The following is a 20,875-nucleotide window of genomic DNA, read 5'->3' as shown; positions in this document are numbered from 1 at the left end:
AGTGTGAAACAGCTAGATGGAATTTTTACTGATTTTTGAAGACTTGTCTAGGATTATTGTGAGCTTTTCATGACAAGGTTACAATAAAGTTTTTGCAAATTTGACCGCCAATGTGCCACTCTTAACGTCAATGATAGGATTGATATGCTGACACAGTTAACCTTACAAAATTTAGCCCTCGTCACCAATGCTGAGGTTGAGATGAATGCTGGATTTAACATTATCACTGGCGAGACAGGTGCTGGTAAATCACTATTGCTTGACGCCTTGACCTTGTGCGTGGGTGGCCGTAGTGACGCAGGTTTGATTCGGCATGGACAGACCACGGCAGACGCTTTTGCAGAATTTAATATCGGTCAATTACCCGAAGTCATGGCATGGCTTAGTGAGCAAAATTACCCATTTGAAGATGATACGCTGCTGATTCGCCGGCAACTTGCTAACCAAAACGGTACGCTTCGTAGTAAAGCTTGGCTCAATGGCATGCCCATTAGTATGAATGAGCTTAAAACTTTAGGTGGGTTACTGGTCAATATTCACAGCCAACATGCCCAGCAAAGTTTGCTGCGTCCGCAATTTGTGATGGAATGGCTGGATAGCGCTACGGGATTAAACAGCCAAGCAAACGACGTGAAACAGGCTTTTTTGCAGTACGAACGCCTTAAATCACAAGCCGCGCAGCACGCTAAAGATGAGCAATTGCGCCAGCAGCAAATTCAGCTATTGAGCAATCAATTAGCCGATATTGAGCCAATTGCCACTGTCTTATATAGTGAACTTGAAGCTGAATACGATGAATTGTCTAACCTTGAAAACCTCATGCAGCAAGCCGCCTTGTCGGTGCAACTACTCGATAATGACAGCGATGAGCCCGATGTGATAGGCTTGCTTAATCGGGCGATTAAACTGTGTGAAGCGCAGACCGGGCTTAGCCAAACCTATGCGGATTGCGTTGAACAGTTGTACTCAGCACATACCCAAATCGCTGAAGTCGCTAGCACCTTGAGCAATTATGCCGAAGGGCAAAGCCTTGACCCCAAGCGGTTAGCGTTACTTGATGAGCAGTTATCGACGTTCCACCGACTGGCGCGGAAATATCACACCACCCCTGAAAGCCTTGTTGAAGACAGCCAAGCCTGGCAGCAGCAATTAGATGATTTGCAATCGGTGATGTCGCCTGAAGCGATGGCAGAGCAAATTGAAGAAGCTTATCAAGCCTACTTGCAAAAAGCCCAAGCGTTGGATGACAGTCGCCAAGCCAATGCCAAGACATTAGCTGAAGCCCTAGTCGCACGGTTAAAAGCATTGGCATTGCCCAATGTGCAGGCAGCATTTGAATTTACCCCCCTTGATAAACCGCAAAGTATCGGGTTATCGCAAATTGAACTGCTATTTAGTGCCAATGTCGGCATGCCGATGCAACCGATTCACAAAATCGCCTCAGGCGGTGAATTATCACGGCTAGCGCTTATCATGCAAGTCATTGATGCGCAAGGGGTTTGCCGTAATACGACCACCGATATGGCAACGACCACCCGTCAGTTATTGGTATTTGATGAAGTGGATGTGGGTATCAGTGGTGGCACGGCGCAAGTGGTGGGCGAATTACTGCGTGAACTGGGTGAAGAACAACAAATCATTGCGATCACTCACCAATCGCAAGTCGCGGCACAAGCCCATCAGCATATTTTGGTGTACAAAACCCAGCAAGAGAAAGCCCAGTCTCACTTAAAAATTCTGTCGGGCGATGAGCAAGTGCAGGAATTAGCGCGCATGTCGGGCGGGGTCAATATCACCGAAGACACGCTCAAACACGCGCGTAGCTTGCTAGCAAGTCGCCGTGTCAGTTAATTTAATATTGCCTGTCGCTTTTAATGTTTATCGTTTTTAATGCTTATCGTTTTTAATGTATGTCGCTTTTAATTAGGTATGCCACTGAATGTCAAAAAACCAAAATCTTACCAACCATTTTTTGATAGCCTCGCCCAATATTGACGGCGGGATTTTCTATCAATCTTTGGTGTATATTTGCCGTCAAGACCAACAAGGCACGTTAGGGCTGGTAGTTAACAAACCCATCGACACCAGCAACGTCGCCAAATTGTTTGAAGAATTAAATATTGATGTAACAATTACCGACTTGCACCGAAAATTGCCCTTAGATGGCGGTCCCATGAACCCGGAAGTTGGGTTTGTGCTGCATACGGGACAGCCTGATTGGGTATCTTCGTTTGCCATCACCGAAAACGTCTGTATCACCACTAGCAAGGATATTTTACAAAGTATCGCCAATGGTCAAGGCGTTGAGCATTTTGAGCTTTGTCTGGGTCATGCCAGCTGGGGAAAAAGGCAGCTAGAAGAAGAAATCAACCAAGGCGATTGGTTTGTTTTGCCGGCATCAATGGGGCTATTGTTTGATATCGACCATCAGACTCGCTGGCAAGTCGCCGCTCAGCAGTTGGGCGTTGATTTTAACAAACTGAGTACGGATATCGGCCATGCTTAACCTGACTATGGCGCAAGATACCCATCACACCCATACTATCGAAACGGTGATGGGGCTTGATTTTGGCATCGCAAAAATGGGTATCGCCTTGGGCAATACCTTAACCCAAACCGCAAGCCCGTTGATGCAGTTTAAAATGGATAATGGCAAACCCAATTGGGATGAATTGCTAAAAATTATCGAGTCATGGCAAGTGAGTACCATCATCATCGGTTTGCCGCTAAATATGGATGGCACTGCATCTGAGCTTGGCAATCGTGCCAAAAAATTTGCTCGTAGGCTCAAGCACCAGCTCGAGGAAGCGCATCGACCACGCCCGATTATTTTGGCGGATGAGCGCTTAACTAGCCGTGAAGCCAAAAATTTGGCTTGGGAATATGGGTTAATCAAAAGTGACAAAGAGCCGATTGATAGTATCGCCTCGGCAATTATGCTTGGCAGTTGGCTTAGAAGTGGCGAAGGAGCGCTGTTATCATGACTCAATTAAATGTGCCTGCTACGCCAACGACCAAAGGCTTTTCTGCCCCTATTCTTGGTTTGATTGAACACGCACAGCGACTCAACAAATGGTCAATTTATCTGGTTTATTTGGCAATTGCGCTATTTTTATTATTTGGTACCCTAAAGAGCTTGTCACAGTTTAAGGACAGTCAAACGATTTATACTTTGTTTCATTGGGTGCCTTACGGACTTGTTGGACTGACCATACCGCTATCCTGCTATGTGGCGTTTATTTTATACCGTTACCGTTTAAGCCAGCCGAGCATGCTTGCGCTGTGTATCGGTATGGGATTTGGCTTGTTTGTTATCAGTAGCTATGTCGCCCTAGCCGCCTGGATTGGGGTGGCGTTTATGTTTAAAGCCAATTTAACCCGTTTTTTTAATTTTATCCAAGAAAGTCAACAAACAGAGACTCAACATGCCTGATGCCAATTACCAACTCGATACCCAAGGGCTGATTTGTCCAGAGCCGATTATGCTGCTGCATAAAACTGTTCGTAAAGCGCAGTCGGGAGAGGTGATTCACGTCATCGCCACTGACCCTGCGACCACGCGCGATATCCCCAATTTTTGTCGCCATCTGGGGCATGAACTTATCGAACGGCAAGACATCATCAACCCGCAACAACATCAAAATCCTGATCCGTATGCCAATGTGTATCATTACTGGATTAAGAAAAAAGCTGGTTAAAAAAACACCCCCTTATCCCGAGATTTCAAGTCATTTATGTCCCAAGTCCCCGCGCGCCAACCTCGCCAAGTCAAAGCCTTACACCTTCATGATGAGCCCAGTTATATTCAGCAGTTTCGCCAAGAATTGCTTACGCGGGGACTTGCCACCAATACGCGCAATGCTTATATTCGTGACTTGATGCTGTGTGAAACCACCTGTAGCAAAGCCATCACCCGTTGGGACGCCAGTGACGTGTTGGCTTGCCTAGCGGCGCTCTATAAACAAGGCAAAACAGCGCGCAGCCAAGCGCGTGCCTTATCATCGCTCAAACAGTTTTTTTTATGGCAAATCAACGCCAATCAGCGTGATGACAACCCGTGTGAGCATATCAAGACCCCAAAACTTGGGCGCGCGCTGCCCAAAGATTTATCCGAAAGTGATGTCGATGCCCTACTTGCCAGCCCAGATACATCGACCCCTTTGGGCATGCGTGACCAAGCCATGTTTGAAGTGCTCTATGCCTGCGGGCTGCGTGTCTCTGAGCTTATTCATTTGTCGCTCAGTGAAGTCAATCTCAATGCTGGCTGGTTACAGGTTACCGGTAAAGGCGATAAGACTCGGCTGGTACCCCTTGGCGAAGTGGCGATTGATGTATTGACCGATTATTTGACCCTGGCGCGACCGCAATTATGTATCATGAAAAATGGCCGAGAAAGTCGCTGCCAAGCGGTATTTTTGACCCAACAAGGCGGCTATATGACCCGCCAAAACTTTTGGTATGTCATTAAACGCTACGCCAAGCAAGCCGGCATCGACAGCGAAATTTCTCCGCATACCTTACGTCATGCCTTTGCTACTCATTTGCTCAATCACGGCGCTGACTTGCGCAGTGTACAGATGTTATTGGGTCACAGTGATTTATCAACTACCCAAATCTATACCCATGTAGCTACGGCAAGACTGCAACAGCTGCATCAGCAGCATCATCCGCGCGCTTAGGGCTGTTTGTAAGGTAAAAAAATAGCCCACTGACGGGCGCTTTTTTACAGACAAATTTTTTGAAACCCATAAATCATAAAATCCGTAGTAAAGCGCATTGACCCTGCCTGCTCGCAGCGGTCGATTAATGCTTCACGTCTGGCTGGCTGCGCCCGAAACGCATAGGGCGTCATAGTCAATAAATCTTGTAACTGCGCAGCGGTAAGTGAAATCGTGGTTTCCACCCGCGTTTGCTTAACCAACGCAAAATACGGTGCTAATTCATCGATAAATTTGTCTGAGTCGTGCGCCACGATTTGTTCAAATAACCCGTCACGCATCTCAATCAAGTGATTGACGGCAGGCTTGGCAATCACTAAAAAGCCCTGATCGCTGACCAACCGATGAAATTCATCCGCCAAAATCGGGCTAAAAATACTGGTCAATATACTCACCGCCTGATTGGCCAATGGTACTTGCGAAGCAGATGCCACTAAGCAATATTTTTGTGTGGCCGTGCTAATTGGTTTAAGTCGTTTGGCAGTGGCGAGTACGGCAGGTTTGCTGATATCAAGCGCGACTAATTTACTTGGGTTAAGCTGTAAAAATCGCTCAGTGTAATACCCCTCGCCACAGCCAATGTCTAGCCAATTTACCGATGGTTGGGAGGATAATAGCCCTTTGCAAAAGTCATACAGCCCATCTTGCAGCGACTGATAAAACCCCGCTTGTAGAAAACGACGACGCGCCATAATCGACTCATCACTATCGCCAGGGTTTTTGCTATGCTTATTTTGCACCGGCAGTAGATTCACATACCCTTGTTTGGCGACATCAAAATCATGTTGCCGCTGCTGCGGATTTTCACCCGTGCATTGCCAAACTTTTTCACCCACCTTTAGCGGACTTTGGCAAATCGGGCAGCGAAAATTTGCAGAAAATGTTGAAGGCAATGCCACCATAAAAATATCTCAAAAAAGCTGTTAAAAACCCAATTGATGCAAAGCGCCGTTAGCGAACGTAGCAAAATTAGCGAAGTTTCAACGTCATCAGCCCTAAGATCACCAAGACAATGGTAATAATCCAAAAACGGGTAACCACTTGGGTTTCTTTCCAGCCACCTTCTTCAAAATGGTGATGCAGCGGCGCCATGCGAAAGATGCGTTTTTTACGAAGTTTGTAAGAGCCTACTTGTAGCATGACCGATACGGCTTCTGCCACAAATAAACCACCCATGATGAACAGCACAATCTCTTGGCGCGTCATCACAGCAATGGTGCCAAGCATCGCGCCCAAGGCTAATGCACCAACATCGCCCATAAACACTTGGGCGGGATGGGCATTAAACCATAAAAACCCTAAGCCTGCCCCAACCATGGCACCACACACAACTGTCACATCGCTATTATAAGCAATATAAGGCACGTGGAGATATTCAGCAAAGCGAAAATCCCCTGACACATAAGCAAACACCCCTAAGCCTGCGGCGACCAACACCACAGGAAAAATGGCAAGACCATCCAAACCATCGGTTAAGTTGACCGCATTTGAGGTGCCATTAATCACAAAATAAGTAAAGATAATAAACGCCAAACCCAATGGTACAGCGGAGAAAGGAATCGACACGTTTTTAAATAACGGAATCAGTAAATCTTGCATGGCGTGAGCTGTCGCCACATGCGGCTGCTGACTGGCAATCCAGTATAAGGATACACCAACAAATAAAGCGCCAACCGACAACCAAAAATATTTTTTGCGCGCAATCAAGCCTTTTGGGTCTTTATATTTGATTTTCAGCCAGTCATCTGCCCAGCCCACCGCGCCAAAAATCACCAAGACCACCATCAAAATCCATACGTAGGGGTTGGTTAGATTCGCCCACAATAGCGTGGTCACCAAAATACTGCCCAAAATCAAAATCCCGCCCATGGTGGGTGTGCCTGTTTTGGCAAGGTGGCTCTGTGGGCCATCGTTACGAATGGCTTGTCCATATTTGAGCGCACGCAGCCGTTCAATAACGCGTCCACCAAACACCATACTGATACCCAGCGCAGTCAGCACCGCTAATAAAACACGTAAGGTCAGCGATGACACAGCCGAAAATGGGGAATAAAATTGGCTTAGCCATTCAAATAACCACAATAGCACGAGTGGACTCCTTAGAGGGTTCTGGGTAAAACAGGGATGCAATGCCCCTATTATGATCATGATGAAATAAATGAAAACTCGCTATGAAAACTATCTGTGAAAACCGTATCACTTGGTCTTATCAGCAAAAACCCATCATGAAAAGTTGACTATTTTAAGTAAAAATTCACAAAAAATCAGCCAATTTTTATTAAATGGCTGATGAAAGTTCTGTTTTTAGCTAGGATGGCTGACGAATTAACTCGTCCATTACTTGCTCCATCATCATATAGCGCGAGCCTTTAAACAAGATATGCCAAGCGTCATCACTACTCGTCAGCTTATCTTTGATCGCTGCAAGTAGGGTGGCTTTATCTGGGTATGCCTGTGCTTGCATGCCGGATGCTTGCGCTTGCGCGACGGTAACAGGCGTCAACTCCCCCACCGTATACAGTGCAGTCACGCCAGAGGCGGCGATAGCCTCACCGAGCTTGCGATGCTCCTCTTGCGCGGCGTCACCCAACTCACCAATATCGCCTAATACCAACAGGGTTGGTGCACCTTGACTCACCAACACTTGCGTGGCAGCAAGGACGGCACTGGGATTGGCATTATAAGTATCATCAATTAAAGTATGTTTACCAAACTCAATAAAATTGAGCCGACCTTTGGCAGGTTTGGCGGCATCGAGTCCTTTGGCGATATCATCAATCGACAGCCCCAAAGCTTGCGCACAGGCCGCGGCGGCTAAGGCATTGCTGATGTTGTGTTCACCTGCAAAGTTTAAAGTGACGTTTTGGCTTTCGATTTCATCAATTTCAAAATTGAAATTTAGGCTAAAGGTGCTGGTATTACCGACTTCCACATCATCGGCAAACACATCGCCCATCAGTAGCACCGTATCTTCATCTGTTAAGCCAATTTCTTTGGCTTGTTGCATATCCACACCAGCATCTGCCAAGGACACGTCACGCTCACCAAAGGTGAGAATATTTTGGGTAAATTGTTGGGCATTATTGAGTAGCGTATCAAAATAATCGTCACCAAATGGCACAATCGCTGTACCTGCGTCACTTAATCCTTGATAAATCTCAGATTTGGTCTTGGCGATATTATCACGCCCGCCAAATTCCCCCAAATGTGCCGTGCCGATATTGAGCACACAAGCGACATCGGGTTTGACAAGCTGTGTGGTATAAGCAATCTCTCCGACATGGTTGGCGCCAAGCTCCATCACGGCATAGCGATGGTCATCGGTCAGCTCTAGTAGCATCATCGGCACGCCCAAATCATTGTTGAGATTGCCGCGGGTGATAAGTGTCGGCGCAATACGGTTTAAAATACTGCCAAGCATTTCTTTGGCGGTGGTTTTGCCGCTCGAGCCTGTAATCGCGACGACTTTTAGATTGGGATGTTGGCCACGGCGGTAAGCACCTAATTTGCCGAGTGCCAATTTTGTGTCAGTCACTACGAGTTGCGGCAAGTCACTGTCGACTGCACGGCTGACAATCGCTAAGACCGCGCCTTTGTCTTTGGCAGTTTGTACATAATCATGTCCGTCAAAGTTATCGCCTTGGATGGCTAAAAAGATATCGCCTTGTTCGATTTTGCGGGTGTCGGTGATAATTCTTGTGGATGTCTGGGTAAAATCACTGTGAAAGATTGGGTTTAGGTCTTTCACCGCTTCGGTTAAGTTGGCAGATTGCCAAATATATGCAGTCATTGTCGTCTCTTTATTAGGGTCTCTTTATTGGGGTATCTTTATTCGGGTCTCTTTATAGTTTATTACTAGCGAATCTCGTCATCTTGCCCATCATTGCGCACCCATACTTTCTTGATTCCTGCAGGAGCGAGCAACAACACTTCGCAATTTTTGGGGCGCATTGCCAGTTCAAACTCACGGAATTTTTTCATATTATATAGACGCGGGCTATCGCCAAGTAGCAGTTGCCAGATAAGCATGCCAATCCACATGCCGTGGGTAAATACTAGATAGGTGCCATCGGGCAAGCCATCAAAATAAGCACGCACCTTTTGTACCCGCGCTACGAAATACTCAAAACTGTCCGTCACTTCACTGGCTCGGTGCGCAGAATGCTGTTGCCAAAAATCATCGGCAATCACACGGATGTCATCAAATGACAAATCCTTGATGGTGTCAAAATCCAAAAAGTTAAATTCGTGCAATTCTTCGATGACAATGGCTGAGCGTTTAGTGCTTTGTAGATAAGGCTGAGCCGTTTGCTGGGTGCGAAGATACTGGGATACAAAAATCTCGGTGACTGGCTCGCTGATATGGTCAGTGAGCCAATCCGCCAATGCTTGCGCTTGCGTCTTGCCAACGTCAGTAAGATTGATGGCATGATTGGGGCGCACTGCTTGCCCTGCATTGGACTCGCTTTGGGCATGACGGATTAGGTAGATTTTTTTCATGATGTTAGGCTAAGTTATTTGCCAAATTTGTCAATAGCATTTTTTACCACCACTTTATCATCAAAATCGTGGCGTACCCCTTTGATTTCTTGATAGGTTTCATGCCCTTTGCCTGCAATTACCACGATATCGTTAGGCTTGGCATGTTGCACCGCATATTCAATCGCCTTTTGACGGTCTGGTTCGATAATGGCTTGGTAGTGCTGCTCACAAGTCATGCCCGCTTGCATATCGTTCAAAATCGCGTTGGGGTCTTCACTGCGTGGGTTATCGGCAGTCAAAATCACTTTGTCAGCTAGGCGAAGTCCTGCTTGCGCCATCAGTGGACGTTTACCCTTATCACGGTCACCACCACAGCCAAATACTGCCCATAGCTCACCTGTACAGTGCGATTTTAAACTGGTCAACACCTGCTCTAGCGCATCTGGCGTATGCGCATAATCCACGATAAAACAGCTACTGGTCGATGGCACCCGATCCATACGACCTGTGGCGCCGCGAAGCGTTGGCACTGCCGCTTGGATTTGCGCCACACTCAATCCCATCGCGGCACTTTGTGATAACGCGAAGGCGCCTGCGATACTCGCGAGCAAATTGGCCACATTAAATCGCCCTAACAGTGGACTGTTCACCGTTAATTCACCTTGTGGCGTGACAGCTTTTGAAAGAGCAATGGTCAAATCACCCCCTTGCAAACTAGGCAGGATGGTTTTGGCAAAAAAATCGGCTTGGTCATTGGTCAAGCTATACGTCCACACGGTTAAATGGGATGCGTTAGCCGCCTCAATCATCAATTCACTAAATTCATCCTCTAAATTAATAATCGCGTGAGTGAGGGTGGGAAAATGTGCTTTATCAAACAGTCGCGCTTTCGCCTGCGCATAATCGTCCATGTCAGTATGATAGTCGAGATGATCACGACTTAAATTGGTAAATATCGCCACGTTGATGGGTACGCCTTGCAGCCGCTGTTGGTGTAACCCGTGAGAGCTGGCTTCAATGGCTAAGGCTTGTACGCCTTGCTTGGCAAAATCATCAATCGCATGTTGCAGATTAAAGACTTCTAAGGTGGTGTGGGTACTTGGGGTTAAATTTGGCAAAACCCCATTACCTGCCGTGCCCATCACCGCAGTTTTGATGCCCGATTGACTGATGAGTTGGGCGACCAGTTGGCTTACGGTGGTCTTGCCATTGGTGCCTGTCACCGCGATGACCGCAGGCAACTTGGTGCGATGTTGCTGTTGCAAACTGGTTTGAATCAGAGAACCTAAAAAATCACGAATGGTAGGCAAATAAATAATCGGCAACATAAACTGCGACTGGAGCGCAGATACATCAATTTCTGACAACACAAACGCCGCTTTGTCTGTGACTTGGGCAAGATAACCTGTAACTTTTTCCAAATCAAGGCTGTCGGTCGCGTTTTGACTCTTTAGCAATACAAATACATCGCCCTGACCCACTTGACGGCTATCGACCACAAACTGCCCAAATGGTTGATTCATGACAGGGTTTAACAGTTGTCGCACGCTTTCTGGTAGTGATAGCGCAGACATCATCGGTTGCAACGTAATCATAGCTTTTTCCATAGGGTTGTTATAAGTCATTGACGCTTTCGATGCTGGCGGCAGTGGTTTCTTTACCCGATAGCGGTTTGTCAAACGGCACATTATACAAACGCAAGGCTTCTTTCATCACACTGCGGAACACGGGTGCTGCAACCAAACCACCAAATTTGTTAATACGCGGGTCTTCAACCATGATAGCCACCACAAAACGTGGGTTGGAAGCAGGGGCAATACCGACAAACGCGGTGCGGTATTGGTCGTTGTAATAACCGCCTTTAGGATTGGTGCGTCTTGCCGTACCTGTTTTACCCGCCACCCGATAGCCATCGATGGCGGCTAAAGTTGCCGTACCACCCGGCTCAGTGACTGACGTCATCATATCGACAATGGTAAGTGCATCGCTGTTTTTGATGACTTGCTTGGCGGCAGGTTTGGCAAAAGGGACAGAGACATTATTGGTACTACTGCTATTGAGTGCGTTATCACGGGTACTTTTGAGCAGCGTCAACGGATGCATCACGCCCCCTGCCCCTAGCACACTGTAAGCTTGCGCAAGCTGCGCCAGCGTGACTTGTAGACCGTAACCGTACGATACAGTTGCGCGGCGTGCGATTTCATTTTGCTCAGGCGTTGGCACTAGGCCTGCAGATTCACCGGGTAATTTTAGGTTGGTTTTTGCGCCAAAGCCAAAGGCTTTTTGCATATCACTCATCGCACTCGCTGGCAAAGAAAGGGCTATTTTTGCTGAGCCGATATTACTCGATTTTTGCAGTAGGGTACGCAAACTAATGGTACCTAAATTGCCATGGTCACGAATAGTATGCCCTTGTACCACCATGCTGCCTGGACTGGTATTAACCAGTGAGTTGGCTTTGTATTGTCCTGACTTTAAGCCGGTGGCAACGGTGATGGGTTTCATCACCGAACCTGGTTCGAATACATCCATCAAGGCATGGTTACGCTGGTTTTCATTGGATAAGCTATTTAAGTCATTGGCGTTAAACGACGGCCAGTTGGACATCGCCATCACTTCACCCGAGTTGACATCGACAATCATACCCGCTGCCCAGCGCGCCTGCTGTACTCTTCCGACTTTTTCAAGTTCTTGGTACAAGATATATTGTAGCCGTGAATCAACGGTTAATTGTAAATCCTTGCCAGCGACTTCAGGTTTGACTTGTTCGATTTCTTTAATACTGTTGTTTTTGGCATCACGCATGACCATGACTTCGCCATCTTTGCCCGATAACATGTCATTAAATACGCGCTCTACCCCAGCTTGCCCTTGGTAATGCGTGCCATCTGTCATGTTGGTACGCGCCATAAAGCCCAATAATTGGGCATTCGGCTGTGGCTGTGGATAATAGCGCTGATAAAACGTGTCGGTACTGACCCCAGCAAAATTGGCATCAATGAGCGGCTGTGCCGCTTCAGGTTGCACATTTTTCATCAATGGAAAATAATGCGACCCTGCGCCCGTGGGCAATACGGCTTTGATTGCCTCTTTATCTGCAAGATTGATGTTGTCATTGATACGCACCGCATTTTTAAATTCGCTGACGCTAATGCCTGTCAATGCCGAAAGTTTGGCTAAATCCATGTTCTGCAAGCGTTTTGCAACGCGCTCAAGCTCGCGACTGACTGATTTACTCGGTTTAGACTTTTGCAATTCTTGTTGGCGCGCTTTGAGCTCATAGTATTCCACCGCATAATCATGCGGACTAAAATACGCAGAGGTTAACGGGGCTGAAATCGCAAGCGGCATGTTATTGCGATCGGTGATCATACCCCGGTAAGAAGGCTCTTTTTTGATGGTGGTAATGAGCGAATTACCTTTGTCTTGATAGTAAGATTTATTAATGACTTGGATGTATGCCAAGCGTCCAAAAATCGCCACAAACACCAGCCCCATCGCTATCCAAATGGACTTAAAGCGAATGGCATCTTCTTCAATACTGCCTTGGCGTGAGGCACCACTACGACGCTTCGACGCATTGATTTTAGGGGCAGTGACTTTGAGCACAGGCACTTTGGTGGGTCGCCCTGACATGGCATTGGCAACTTTGGTGGTTATCGATTTTTTATTGCGAGTATTCACGCGGTTGCCTCATCAATGCTGCGTTTCTAGATTGATAGCTGGAGTGTTTGACTCGTTGCTGCTGGCGTCACTAGTAAATACCGTGACTTTGTTGTCGTGAATAATCATACGATCGGACAAGTTAGGGTAAAACATATTGAGCTCGGTCACCGCGCGATTGGTCACTTGCGGGGTAGCGCTAAAAGTTTGCTGCTCAATCAGCATACGTTGGTGTTCCATTTGCAGATGGCGAAATTGTTTTTTGAGTTTTTGCAGCTCGCCATATTGTTGGTGATAAGTTTGGATTTGCTCGACGACGCTCACCCCTGTCCACAAAATCGCAATCACTAATAGCATCATCGCAACCGTATAGATACTAACGCCACGATATTCAGTATCGAGCATCTCGCTAATACTGGCACCCAAGCCTTCACTGCTTTTTTTCATCGTCGTGTTATTTTTTACCATTGCGTCGTTATTTTTGGCGGAGAAAAGACGCGTTTTTTTCGGCGAATTTTGGTTATCGCGGCCATTTGACATGGGGTTACTCGTCATGGGAGGCAGGGGCTGAGATTTTGGCATTTTTATATCAAAGAGCTTTTTATATCAAAGAGCAGGGTATCAAGATAAAACAAGTCATTATAACGCAACCCATCTAAGTTTGGTTAATGCAATCGCTTTTTATTGTTTGTTATAAATATCATGTTACAAAAACGGCTATTTCTACAGTCGGGTTGCTGACCGAAGCCAAGCACTTCTGGCGCGCGGGTTGGTTTTTATTTCCGTATCCAACGGGGCGACACGCTCAGGTTTAGATAGCAGTTTGGGGCGTTTGGGTGGCATCGGCAAATTGGCATCTTCAGGGTATTGACCTTTACTGTGTTTTTGCAAAAACTGCTTGATGATGCGGTCTTCTAGCGAATGAAAACTAATCACCGCCAAGCGTCCCCCTACCTTAAGCGCCATGAGCGATTGATCCAAGAAGTTATCGATATCACCGAGTTCATTATTGATAAAAATACGCATGGCTTGAAAACTTTGGGTGGCAGGGTGCTTGCCTTTTTGCCAATTGGGATGCGCCTGTTTGATGGTTTCTGCCAGCGCTAGGGTAGAATCGTAATGTTCCATTTGTTTGATTGCCCTTGCAATACGGCGGCTGTGTCGTTCTTCGCCATAGTTATACAGCACATCGGCAAGCACGGTTTCATCCACGCGTTTTAACCATTGGGCGACCGATTCGCCACGGGTGGTATCCATGCGCATATCAACCGCGCCATCGCGCATAAAGCTAAAGCCGCGGCTACCGTCATCAAGCTGCGGTGAGGACACGCCCAAATCTGCCATAATCCCATCGACCTGTTCAATGCCTAATCGCTGCAGATTGTCCTGTAGCTTGGCAAAACTATCATGAATCACTATCACGCGCGCATCGCTGGCTGCCAATGCTTGCGCCGTTTGTATGGCTTGGGGGTCTTTATCAAATACGAGCAGACGACTGTCTTCATCCAAATAAGTTAACAGCAATCGGCTGTGCCCACCGCGCCCAAATGTCGCATCGACAAAGGTGCCCGTTTTTTTAATGGCTCCTGTTTCTAGCTCCGCTAAAGTTACATTGAGCACACTTGCCACCGTTTCCTTTAACAAAACGGTTTCATGGATAAATTCAGGTGCGCTAACAGTCATAACAGGCTCAATGGGGCAATAAGAAAAAAGAAATTCGCTAAACAATCGCTAGGGTAAAATAAATAAAAATCATAATTTATCTAATCCTCTATTATCGCTGAAGCAAGCCTAGGGTCAAGTAAAATCATAACCTTGACTAGGTTTTTATGATAAAAATGCTCATCTTTGATAAAACCTACCGATAAAAAAGACGGTTATAAAACCGTCGTTAATATTCGTTAATATTCGTTAATATTCAATAATATTAAAGGGGCGCTTAATCGTCATAGCCATTAGGGTTTTGGCTTTGCCAACGCCAAGTGTCGGTACACATACGCTCGATATCAAACTCAGCTTGCCAGCCCAACAGCTTCTTGGCTTTATCACTACTGGCATAACAACTGGCAATGTCGCCAGGTCGTCTTGGTGCTACGCTATAAGGCACGGGTTGACCGGTAGTTTTGATAAAGGCATTGACCAATTCTAAGACAGATGTCCCTTTACCTGTACCTAAGTTAATCGGCTCAAATCCAAGCTGGGTTTGCTGTTGCAAATACTGTAAAGCGGCGACATGCCCTTTTGCCAAATCAACCACATGGATGTAATCTCGCACGCCTGTCCCATCCACAGTATCATAATCATTGCCAAACACGCTTAACTGCGGCAGCTTACCCACTGCCACTTGGCTAACATAGGGCATCAAATTGTTTGGAATGCCATTTGGATTTTCACCTATGGTTCCGGTATGGTAGGCACCAATGGGATTAAAATAGCGCAGTGAAATTAATTGCCAGTGGTTATCTGATTTTGCCAAATCTTCAAGCATATGTTCAATCATCAGCTTGCTTTGCCCATACGGATTGGTCGCAGAACGCGGTGAGGACTCGACAATCGGCAAGGCTTCTGGGTCGCCATAGACCGTTGCTGATGATGAGAAAATCAAGTTTTTTACTTGGGCGTTGGTCATCGCATCGAGTAGATTGAGCGTGCCTGCGACATTGTTTTGATAATACCAAAGTGGCTTGGCAACCGACTCGCCGACCGCCTTTAGCCCTGCAAAATGAATCACCGCAGTGAAGTCATGCGCGGCAAAGGTTTTGGCAAGCAGCTGTGTGTCCAAAATATCGCCTTCGATAAATTCAATGGACCGCCCCACAATTTGCTGGACGCGCGCCAGCGAGGCTGGGCTACTATTGGATAAATTATCATACACTACAGGGGTGAATCCTGCAGCAATTAGTTCAATTAATGTATGTGAGCCGATATAGCCTGCCCCGCCAGTCACTAAGATTTTTTTGCTTTGATTGGTCATTGTTTTGCCTATTTTTTACAGCCTATACCCGTATAAAAGCCAACGAGCTGCTGAATTTGTGGTTCGGTTAACGTATTTTTTGCATCAAAAATGGGTAATGCAATGTTATTTAAACGATTGATATCCGGCTTGATCGGTAGCGACCAATTGACAATAAACAACGCTTGCACTTGCGTAAGCGGCGCATAGGCATCGTCGGTCAATGAAAACAGCGGATGATTACCGTATAACTCTAACAATTCTTCTTTGGTATTGTTGGCATACACAATCGTCTTGATATTGTATGACCATAATAATTTAATGAGTGGGTGAAACGCTGAATGGGTGGTGCGTCCCGTACCATTACGATAGCCTGAGCCCCAAATCATCACCGTTTTATTTTCGATAAAGCCATCAAAATATTGCCAAAATTCACGGAAAATCAGCTCTTTTTGGTCTTCATTAATGGATTTTACCGCCTCTAGCAATGATGTCTCTACTTGGTTATGCTTAAACCCATCAATCAAAAAATCCAATTCTAGGGGCAATGACTTGCCACCAAAGCCCCAACCTGCTTTGAGATAATCTTTACCAATGCGTTTATCAAGCCCAAGGATTTGCTCAACTTGTTTGATATTGACCTGTTCACTGGCGGCGAGACGCGCCATCTCATTCATGAAAGACAAGCGTGTTGCCAGCATTCCCATGATACTACTGCGCGCAAATTCTGCTGTTTTGATATCAGTAATAAAGTGCTTGTCACTTTTTTCAATAAAAAACAGCAAAATGTTGTTGTGCGCGCTACTGCCTTGCGTTTTTTCACCAATCAGTGCCAAATCGGCTTGGAAAAAAGAACTAAAATTCGCCCCGTCTTTCATAAAAATAAAGGGAAGATAATACACCCAGGTAGTCGTCAATTTGCGCGCGAATTGTTCAATCTCACCCATGGCTTTGACACCGCTGATGATAATCTGGGTGGTGGGGTTAAAATGAAATGAGCCAAATTGGTCAAGCGCCTGCGCTGATACGCCATCGACAAACAACCAAATATCTTCTGCGCTGACATAGGCTGAAAAATCATGGGTTGGCAAAGGCTGGGTAACGATGTTGCCTTGAGATTGGTACAACTGCCACAGCAGCACCATCTGCCGATCAAACTGGTAATCATTCATGACCTGCTGAAGGCTATCGTCATCGGTCAATAGCCTGACTTGGTATTCAAGGGTAGCAAGCAAAATACAAGCATTGATTGATTCATTGGTACTACCAATTACATATACAGTTTTTGTCATTGTTTTCTTCTTTTATCCTTATCCTTCATCAGCTTGCAAAGGTTGTTTTAATGGTATTTAGCAACTGATTGGTTGAGCTATCAAATGGCTGCGCTTGTTGCGGCGATAATTCTTGCGTTGATACCAAGGCATCAAAGACGGCATTAGCCATCACTTTACCCACTTCGACCCCCCACTGGTCAAATGGGTTAATCTGCCAAATGACTGACATAACAAATACTTTGTGTTCATACAGCGCAATCAATGACCCTAACGTTCTTGGGGTCAGCTGTTTGAGTAAAATGGTCGTTGACGGCTGATTGCCGCGATAATGTTTGAATTTATCCATACCATTATTGCTGTCTTTGATGGCGGCATTGCCAAACGCCAGAACTTGGCTTTGCGCTAAGCAGTTGGCAAGCGAAAGTCCGTGCTGCTCAAGCAAGTTTTTATTGATTGTTTGGGCATCGGCGTAGCGTTTGATGGGCGCAATAAAATCACAACTGACTGCCTGTGTGCCTTGATGCAACAACTGATAAAACGCATGCTGAGCATTGGAGCCAATATCACCCCACAAAATCGGACAAGTACTGTAAGTCACTGCCTCACCTTGGCGATTGACAGATTTACCGTTACTCTCCATCTCAAGCTGGGTTAAGTAGTTGGGGAAAAAAGATAACCGACCATCATAAGGTAAAACCGTATGGGCATTAATGTGCAAAAACGTACTGTTCCAAACACCGAGTAGCCCTAACAACACAGGCATATTTTGAGAAAAATCGGCGGTGGCAAAATGCCGATCCATCTCATAGGCTCCTGCTAGCAGCTCATAGAAATTGTGCATGCCAATTTTTATGGCAATCGCCAGTCCAATCACTGACCACATGGAGAATCGACCCCCAACCCAATCCCAGAGCATTAGTTGGTTATCGACATGAATACCCCATTCTGACATCTTATCGGCTTTGGTAGAAATCCCAATAAAATGACGACGCAAAATAGTGGCTTTGTTATCATGACTGGCTAACAACCATGACATCGCCGTCTTGGCATTGGACAGCGTATCAATGGTGGAGAATGATTTCGACGAGATAATAAACAGCGTGGTTTGCGGATTTAATACCTTAAGCAAACTATCAAGCTGGGTGCCATCCATATTGGAGACAAAATGCACACTGATAGGGGTATCTGTCCATTCTTTTAGTGCCGTTGTTGCCATCACAGGCCCTAGATCTGAGCCGCCGACCCCGATATTTACGACATCGGTGATTGCCTGACCAGAATAACCACGCCAGACCCCATTACGAATCCGCTCAACCAACTTTTCCGCTTTTTGTAAGCTGGTATGCACCTGCTCAATGACATTGACACCTTCGACCCAAACTTGCTCACCTTGCGGCTGTCTTAGTGCGGTATGCAATGCAGGGCGATGCTCAGTATCATTCACGATGTCGCCTGTCATCAGCCGATGGATTTCTTGCGCTAACTCACGCTCATTTGCCAGTGTGATTAAATTACTAAGCACAGCCTCATCAATTTTTTGTTTACTAAAATCCATGATCATGTTGCAAGCAGCAACGCGGTACTGTAAGCCGCGATTGGACTGTTGGCTAAACAATTGATTAAGCGTGGCCATACTATCTGCCTGGGTAGACAGTGTTTGCCATGTACGATTCGCACTTGTATCGATTGACATTCGTCTATGACCCTATATTAATTTGCTGTATGTTGAAACGCTTCAATGCCCAATTGAGTGGCAAAATAACCCACAGCTTGTAAGTAGCTATTCATGTCACCTGCATCAAAGCTGTTACCCACCATGCTAACCACATCTACCCCTTGCGTGCTAATAAGCGCATCAATGGCATCGGTCAGCTGAATTTCCCCACCCACACTTGGCTGCGTATTCGCTAGATAATCAAAAATAGCATTATTAAACACATAGCGCCCAACGACAGCCAAATTAGAAGGCGCATCTTCAGCTTTGGGTTTTTCCACAAACCCCATCACAGCAAACGACTGGTTTTGTTCAGACTTTGCTACCATTTGTGTGCTGGCTAGCTTGGCAATGCCATATTTATGAATATCACTTTCTTTGACAGGATCAACTAATATCTGTGAATACTGCTGCTTGGCAAACTGCTGTAGCATGTAGGCTAAATTCTGCTGAGTATAGTCAATGTTATAGGGGTTTAAAATTACATCCGGTAACAGCACAGCAAACGGTTCATCACCTACAATGGCACGGGCTTGCAAGACCGCATGCCCTAATCCTAACGGTTTGCCTTGGCGCACACTGGTAACCGTGACGCCTGCAGGTAGCCAGTTTAAACTATCGGCTAGCGCCACTTTGCCTTTAGCGCGTAATTGGGTATCAAGCTCGCTATTGATGTCAAAATAGTTTTCAATGGCAGTTTTTTGCGCATGATTGACCAAGACAATATTGGTTAAACCTGCAGCAATGGCTTCTTCAACGACATATTGAATGGCTGGCTTATTGCCAAGCGGTAGCAACTCTTTTGGCACTGCTTTTGATAGTGGTAGCATACGCGTGCCAAACCCTGCCACAGGGATAACAGCGTGAGTGATTTTTTTCGACATAGTGACTCTTAATAAAACAAGTTGTTCAAATAGTTGATATCAAGCTTAACATATTTTTATGGCAAATATTTTATCTGCCCGAATATTTTAAACGCATTATTAAAACTGATTGAGGGTATTTTGCTAACACCAGCGTTTGCTAACACCAGCGAATAATAAAAAAGCAGATAACCCAATGATTATCTGCTTTTGATTAGTCAAAATAGCCGATCATTACCAACCAGTGACTTCTTTTACTTTTTCACCGATTTTTGAAGGGTCACGGGTATAAGCAATACCAGCTTCTTCAAAGGCTTTGAATTTTTCTTCCGCCGTACCTTTACCACCTGAGATAATCGCACCGGCATGGCCCATACGTTTACCTTTTGGTGCTGTGACACCTGCGATATAACCAATGACGGGTTTAGTCACGTGGTCTTTGACATATGCAGCCGCTTCTTCTTCAGCCGTACCACCGATTTCACCGATCAATACAATCGCTTCGGTTTGTGGGTCGTCTTGAAGCAATTTTAATGCGTCGATTTGGTTCATACCTGGGATTGGGTCACCACCGATACCGATACAGGTTGATTGACCAAAGCCAAGTTTAGTGGTTTGGGCAACCGCTTCATAAGTCAATGTACCAGAACGTGAGATGATACCGACTTTACCTTCTTGGTGGATATGACCTGGCATGATACCGATTTTGCATTTACCTGGGCTGATGACGCCTGGACAGTTTGGACCCACCATACGGATGATTTCTTCGCCCTTGGCTTGTAGGTCAGCGTTGACGTTTTCTAAGTAACGTTTGGCTTTTAGCATATCTAGGGTAGGTACGCCTTCGGTGATGACCACAATCAATTTTACGCCAGAGTTAATCGCTTCAACGATTGAGTCCAATACAAATGGTGCGGGTACAAAGATAACAGAGGCATTAGCACCCGTTTCTGTTACTGCTTCATCCATGGTATCAAATACTGGACGATCAAGGTGGGTTGTACCGCCTTTACCTGGGGTAACACCACCAACGATGTTGGTACCATAAGCAATTGATTGCTCTGAGTGTAGAGTACCGTTTTTACCTGTGAAACCTTGCACTAATACTTTAGTGTCTTTTCCAACTAATACGCTCATTGTTTTTCCTTTTACTTTTTCTGTTTGATTTAAACGATTAACCAGTAGGGCACATAGCCCTACTCGCTCAT

Annotated in this window: 19 protein-coding genes; 6 read left to right on the top strand and 13 right to left on the bottom strand. The window is 45.9% G+C overall.

Annotated features, from left to right (window positions below; all coding sequences use genetic code 11):
* The first annotated feature begins 144 nt into the window (after positions 1-144).
* The 6 genes from recN to xerD all read left to right on the top strand — a co-directional run bounded on the left by recN (position 145) and on the right by xerD (position 4,679).
* Positions 145-1,851: a DNA repair protein RecN gene (gene recN / locus RT084_RS03510; RefSeq protein WP_312384779.1), complete on the top strand. Its 1,707-nt coding sequence runs from the start codon at positions 145-147 to the stop codon at positions 1,849-1,851.
* Positions 1,852-1,939: 88 nt separating this feature from the next.
* Complete coding sequence (locus RT084_RS03505; RefSeq protein WP_312384778.1) at positions 1,940-2,506, top strand: YqgE/AlgH family protein; 567 nt, start codon at positions 1,940-1,942, stop codon at positions 2,504-2,506.
* On the top strand, positions 2,499-2,984 hold the full coding sequence (gene ruvX, locus RT084_RS03500; protein ID WP_063619555.1) for a Holliday junction resolvase RuvX: 486 nt from the start codon (positions 2,499-2,501) through the stop codon (positions 2,982-2,984). Before RT084_RS03505 ends, ruvX begins: the two co-directional genes overlap by 8 nt.
* Entirely contained in the window at positions 2,981-3,433 is a 453-nt protein-coding gene (locus RT084_RS03495; RefSeq protein WP_144918507.1) for a hypothetical protein, read from the top strand. The genes ruvX and RT084_RS03495 overlap by 4 nt, the downstream gene beginning before the upstream one ends.
* Positions 3,426-3,698: a sulfurtransferase TusA gene (gene tusA, locus RT084_RS03490; RefSeq protein ID WP_144918506.1), complete on the top strand. Its 273-nt coding sequence runs from the start codon at positions 3,426-3,428 to the stop codon at positions 3,696-3,698. The genes RT084_RS03495 and tusA overlap by 8 nt, the downstream gene beginning before the upstream one ends.
* Before the next feature lie 36 nt (positions 3,699-3,734).
* Positions 3,735-4,679 carry a site-specific tyrosine recombinase XerD gene (gene xerD, locus RT084_RS03485; protein ID WP_312384773.1) on the top strand — a complete coding sequence of 315 codons (945 nt, stop codon included), beginning with the start codon at positions 3,735-3,737 and terminating at the stop codon, positions 4,677-4,679.
* A gap of 44 nt (positions 4,680-4,723) precedes the next feature.
* Here xerD and RT084_RS03480 read toward each other — a convergent pair whose 3' ends face one another.
* The 13 genes from RT084_RS03480 to sucD form a co-directional block, all read right to left on the bottom strand.
* Positions 4,724-5,620 carry a putative RNA methyltransferase gene (locus tag RT084_RS03480; protein WP_312384771.1) on the bottom strand — a complete coding sequence of 299 codons (897 nt, stop codon included), beginning with the start codon at positions 5,618-5,620 and terminating at the stop codon, positions 4,724-4,726.
* A 67-nt stretch (positions 5,621-5,687) separates the two neighbouring features.
* Complete coding sequence (mraY, locus tag RT084_RS03475) at positions 5,688-6,806, bottom strand: phospho-N-acetylmuramoyl-pentapeptide-transferase (RefSeq protein ID WP_050324892.1); 1,119 nt, start codon at positions 6,804-6,806, stop codon at positions 5,688-5,690.
* A 220-nt stretch (positions 6,807-7,026) separates the two neighbouring features.
* Positions 7,027-8,508, bottom strand: a complete 1,482-nt coding sequence (locus RT084_RS03470) for a UDP-N-acetylmuramoyl-tripeptide--D-alanyl-D-alanine ligase (RefSeq protein WP_312384769.1) — start codon at positions 8,506-8,508, stop codon at positions 7,027-7,029.
* A 65-nt stretch (positions 8,509-8,573) separates the two neighbouring features.
* Complete coding sequence (locus RT084_RS03465) at positions 8,574-9,218, bottom strand: histidine phosphatase family protein (RefSeq protein ID WP_312384767.1); 645 nt, start codon at positions 9,216-9,218, stop codon at positions 8,574-8,576.
* A 14-nt stretch (positions 9,219-9,232) separates the two neighbouring features.
* Positions 9,233-10,795 carry a UDP-N-acetylmuramoyl-L-alanyl-D-glutamate--2,6-diaminopimelate ligase gene (locus RT084_RS03460; RefSeq protein WP_312384766.1) on the bottom strand — a complete coding sequence of 521 codons (1,563 nt, stop codon included), beginning with the start codon at positions 10,793-10,795 and terminating at the stop codon, positions 9,233-9,235.
* A gap of 19 nt (positions 10,796-10,814) precedes the next feature.
* Positions 10,815-12,884 (bottom strand): peptidoglycan D,D-transpeptidase FtsI family protein, encoded by a 2,070-nt coding sequence (locus RT084_RS03455; RefSeq protein WP_313097671.1) that lies wholly within the window; start codon positions 12,882-12,884, stop codon positions 10,815-10,817.
* Positions 12,885-12,896: 12 nt separating this feature from the next.
* The gene (gene ftsL, locus RT084_RS03450) at positions 12,897-13,403 is read right to left on the bottom strand and encodes a cell division protein FtsL (RefSeq protein WP_312384761.1); all 507 of its coding nucleotides are present in this window, start codon (positions 13,401-13,403) and stop codon (positions 12,897-12,899) included.
* Positions 13,404-13,586: 183 nt separating this feature from the next.
* Complete coding sequence (rsmH, locus tag RT084_RS03445; protein ID WP_312384760.1) at positions 13,587-14,546, bottom strand: 16S rRNA (cytosine(1402)-N(4))-methyltransferase RsmH; 960 nt, start codon at positions 14,544-14,546, stop codon at positions 13,587-13,589.
* 256 nt (positions 14,547-14,802) lie between these two features.
* Entirely contained in the window at positions 14,803-15,837 is a 1,035-nt protein-coding gene (gene galE, locus RT084_RS03440; protein WP_313097667.1) for a UDP-glucose 4-epimerase GalE, read from the bottom strand.
* An 8-nt stretch (positions 15,838-15,845) separates the two neighbouring features.
* On the bottom strand, positions 15,846-17,108 hold the full coding sequence (locus RT084_RS03435) for a UDP-glucose 6-dehydrogenase (RefSeq protein WP_282841728.1): 1,263 nt from the start codon (positions 17,106-17,108) through the stop codon (positions 15,846-15,848).
* A 28-nt stretch (positions 17,109-17,136) separates the two neighbouring features.
* Positions 17,137-18,783 carry a glucose-6-phosphate isomerase gene (gene pgi / locus RT084_RS03430; RefSeq protein ID WP_313097666.1) on the bottom strand — a complete coding sequence of 549 codons (1,647 nt, stop codon included), beginning with the start codon at positions 18,781-18,783 and terminating at the stop codon, positions 17,137-17,139.
* A 17-nt stretch (positions 18,784-18,800) separates the two neighbouring features.
* The gene (locus RT084_RS03425) at positions 18,801-19,688 is read right to left on the bottom strand and encodes a UTP--glucose-1-phosphate uridylyltransferase (RefSeq protein ID WP_313097665.1); all 888 of its coding nucleotides are present in this window, start codon (positions 19,686-19,688) and stop codon (positions 18,801-18,803) included.
* Positions 19,689-19,901: 213 nt separating this feature from the next.
* Complete coding sequence (gene sucD, locus RT084_RS03420) at positions 19,902-20,804, bottom strand: succinate--CoA ligase subunit alpha (RefSeq protein ID WP_312115404.1); 903 nt, start codon at positions 20,802-20,804, stop codon at positions 19,902-19,904.
* Between the last annotated feature and the right edge of the window lie 71 nt (positions 20,805-20,875).

The sequence above is a fragment of the Moraxella sp. CTOTU48717 genome (genome assembly GCF_032057165.1).
Classification (GTDB): domain Bacteria; phylum Pseudomonadota; class Gammaproteobacteria; order Pseudomonadales; family Moraxellaceae; genus Faucicola; species Faucicola tetraodonis.
Note: the sequence above shows the minus strand (reverse complement) of the source record. Positions and strands in the feature narration are given on the sequence as shown.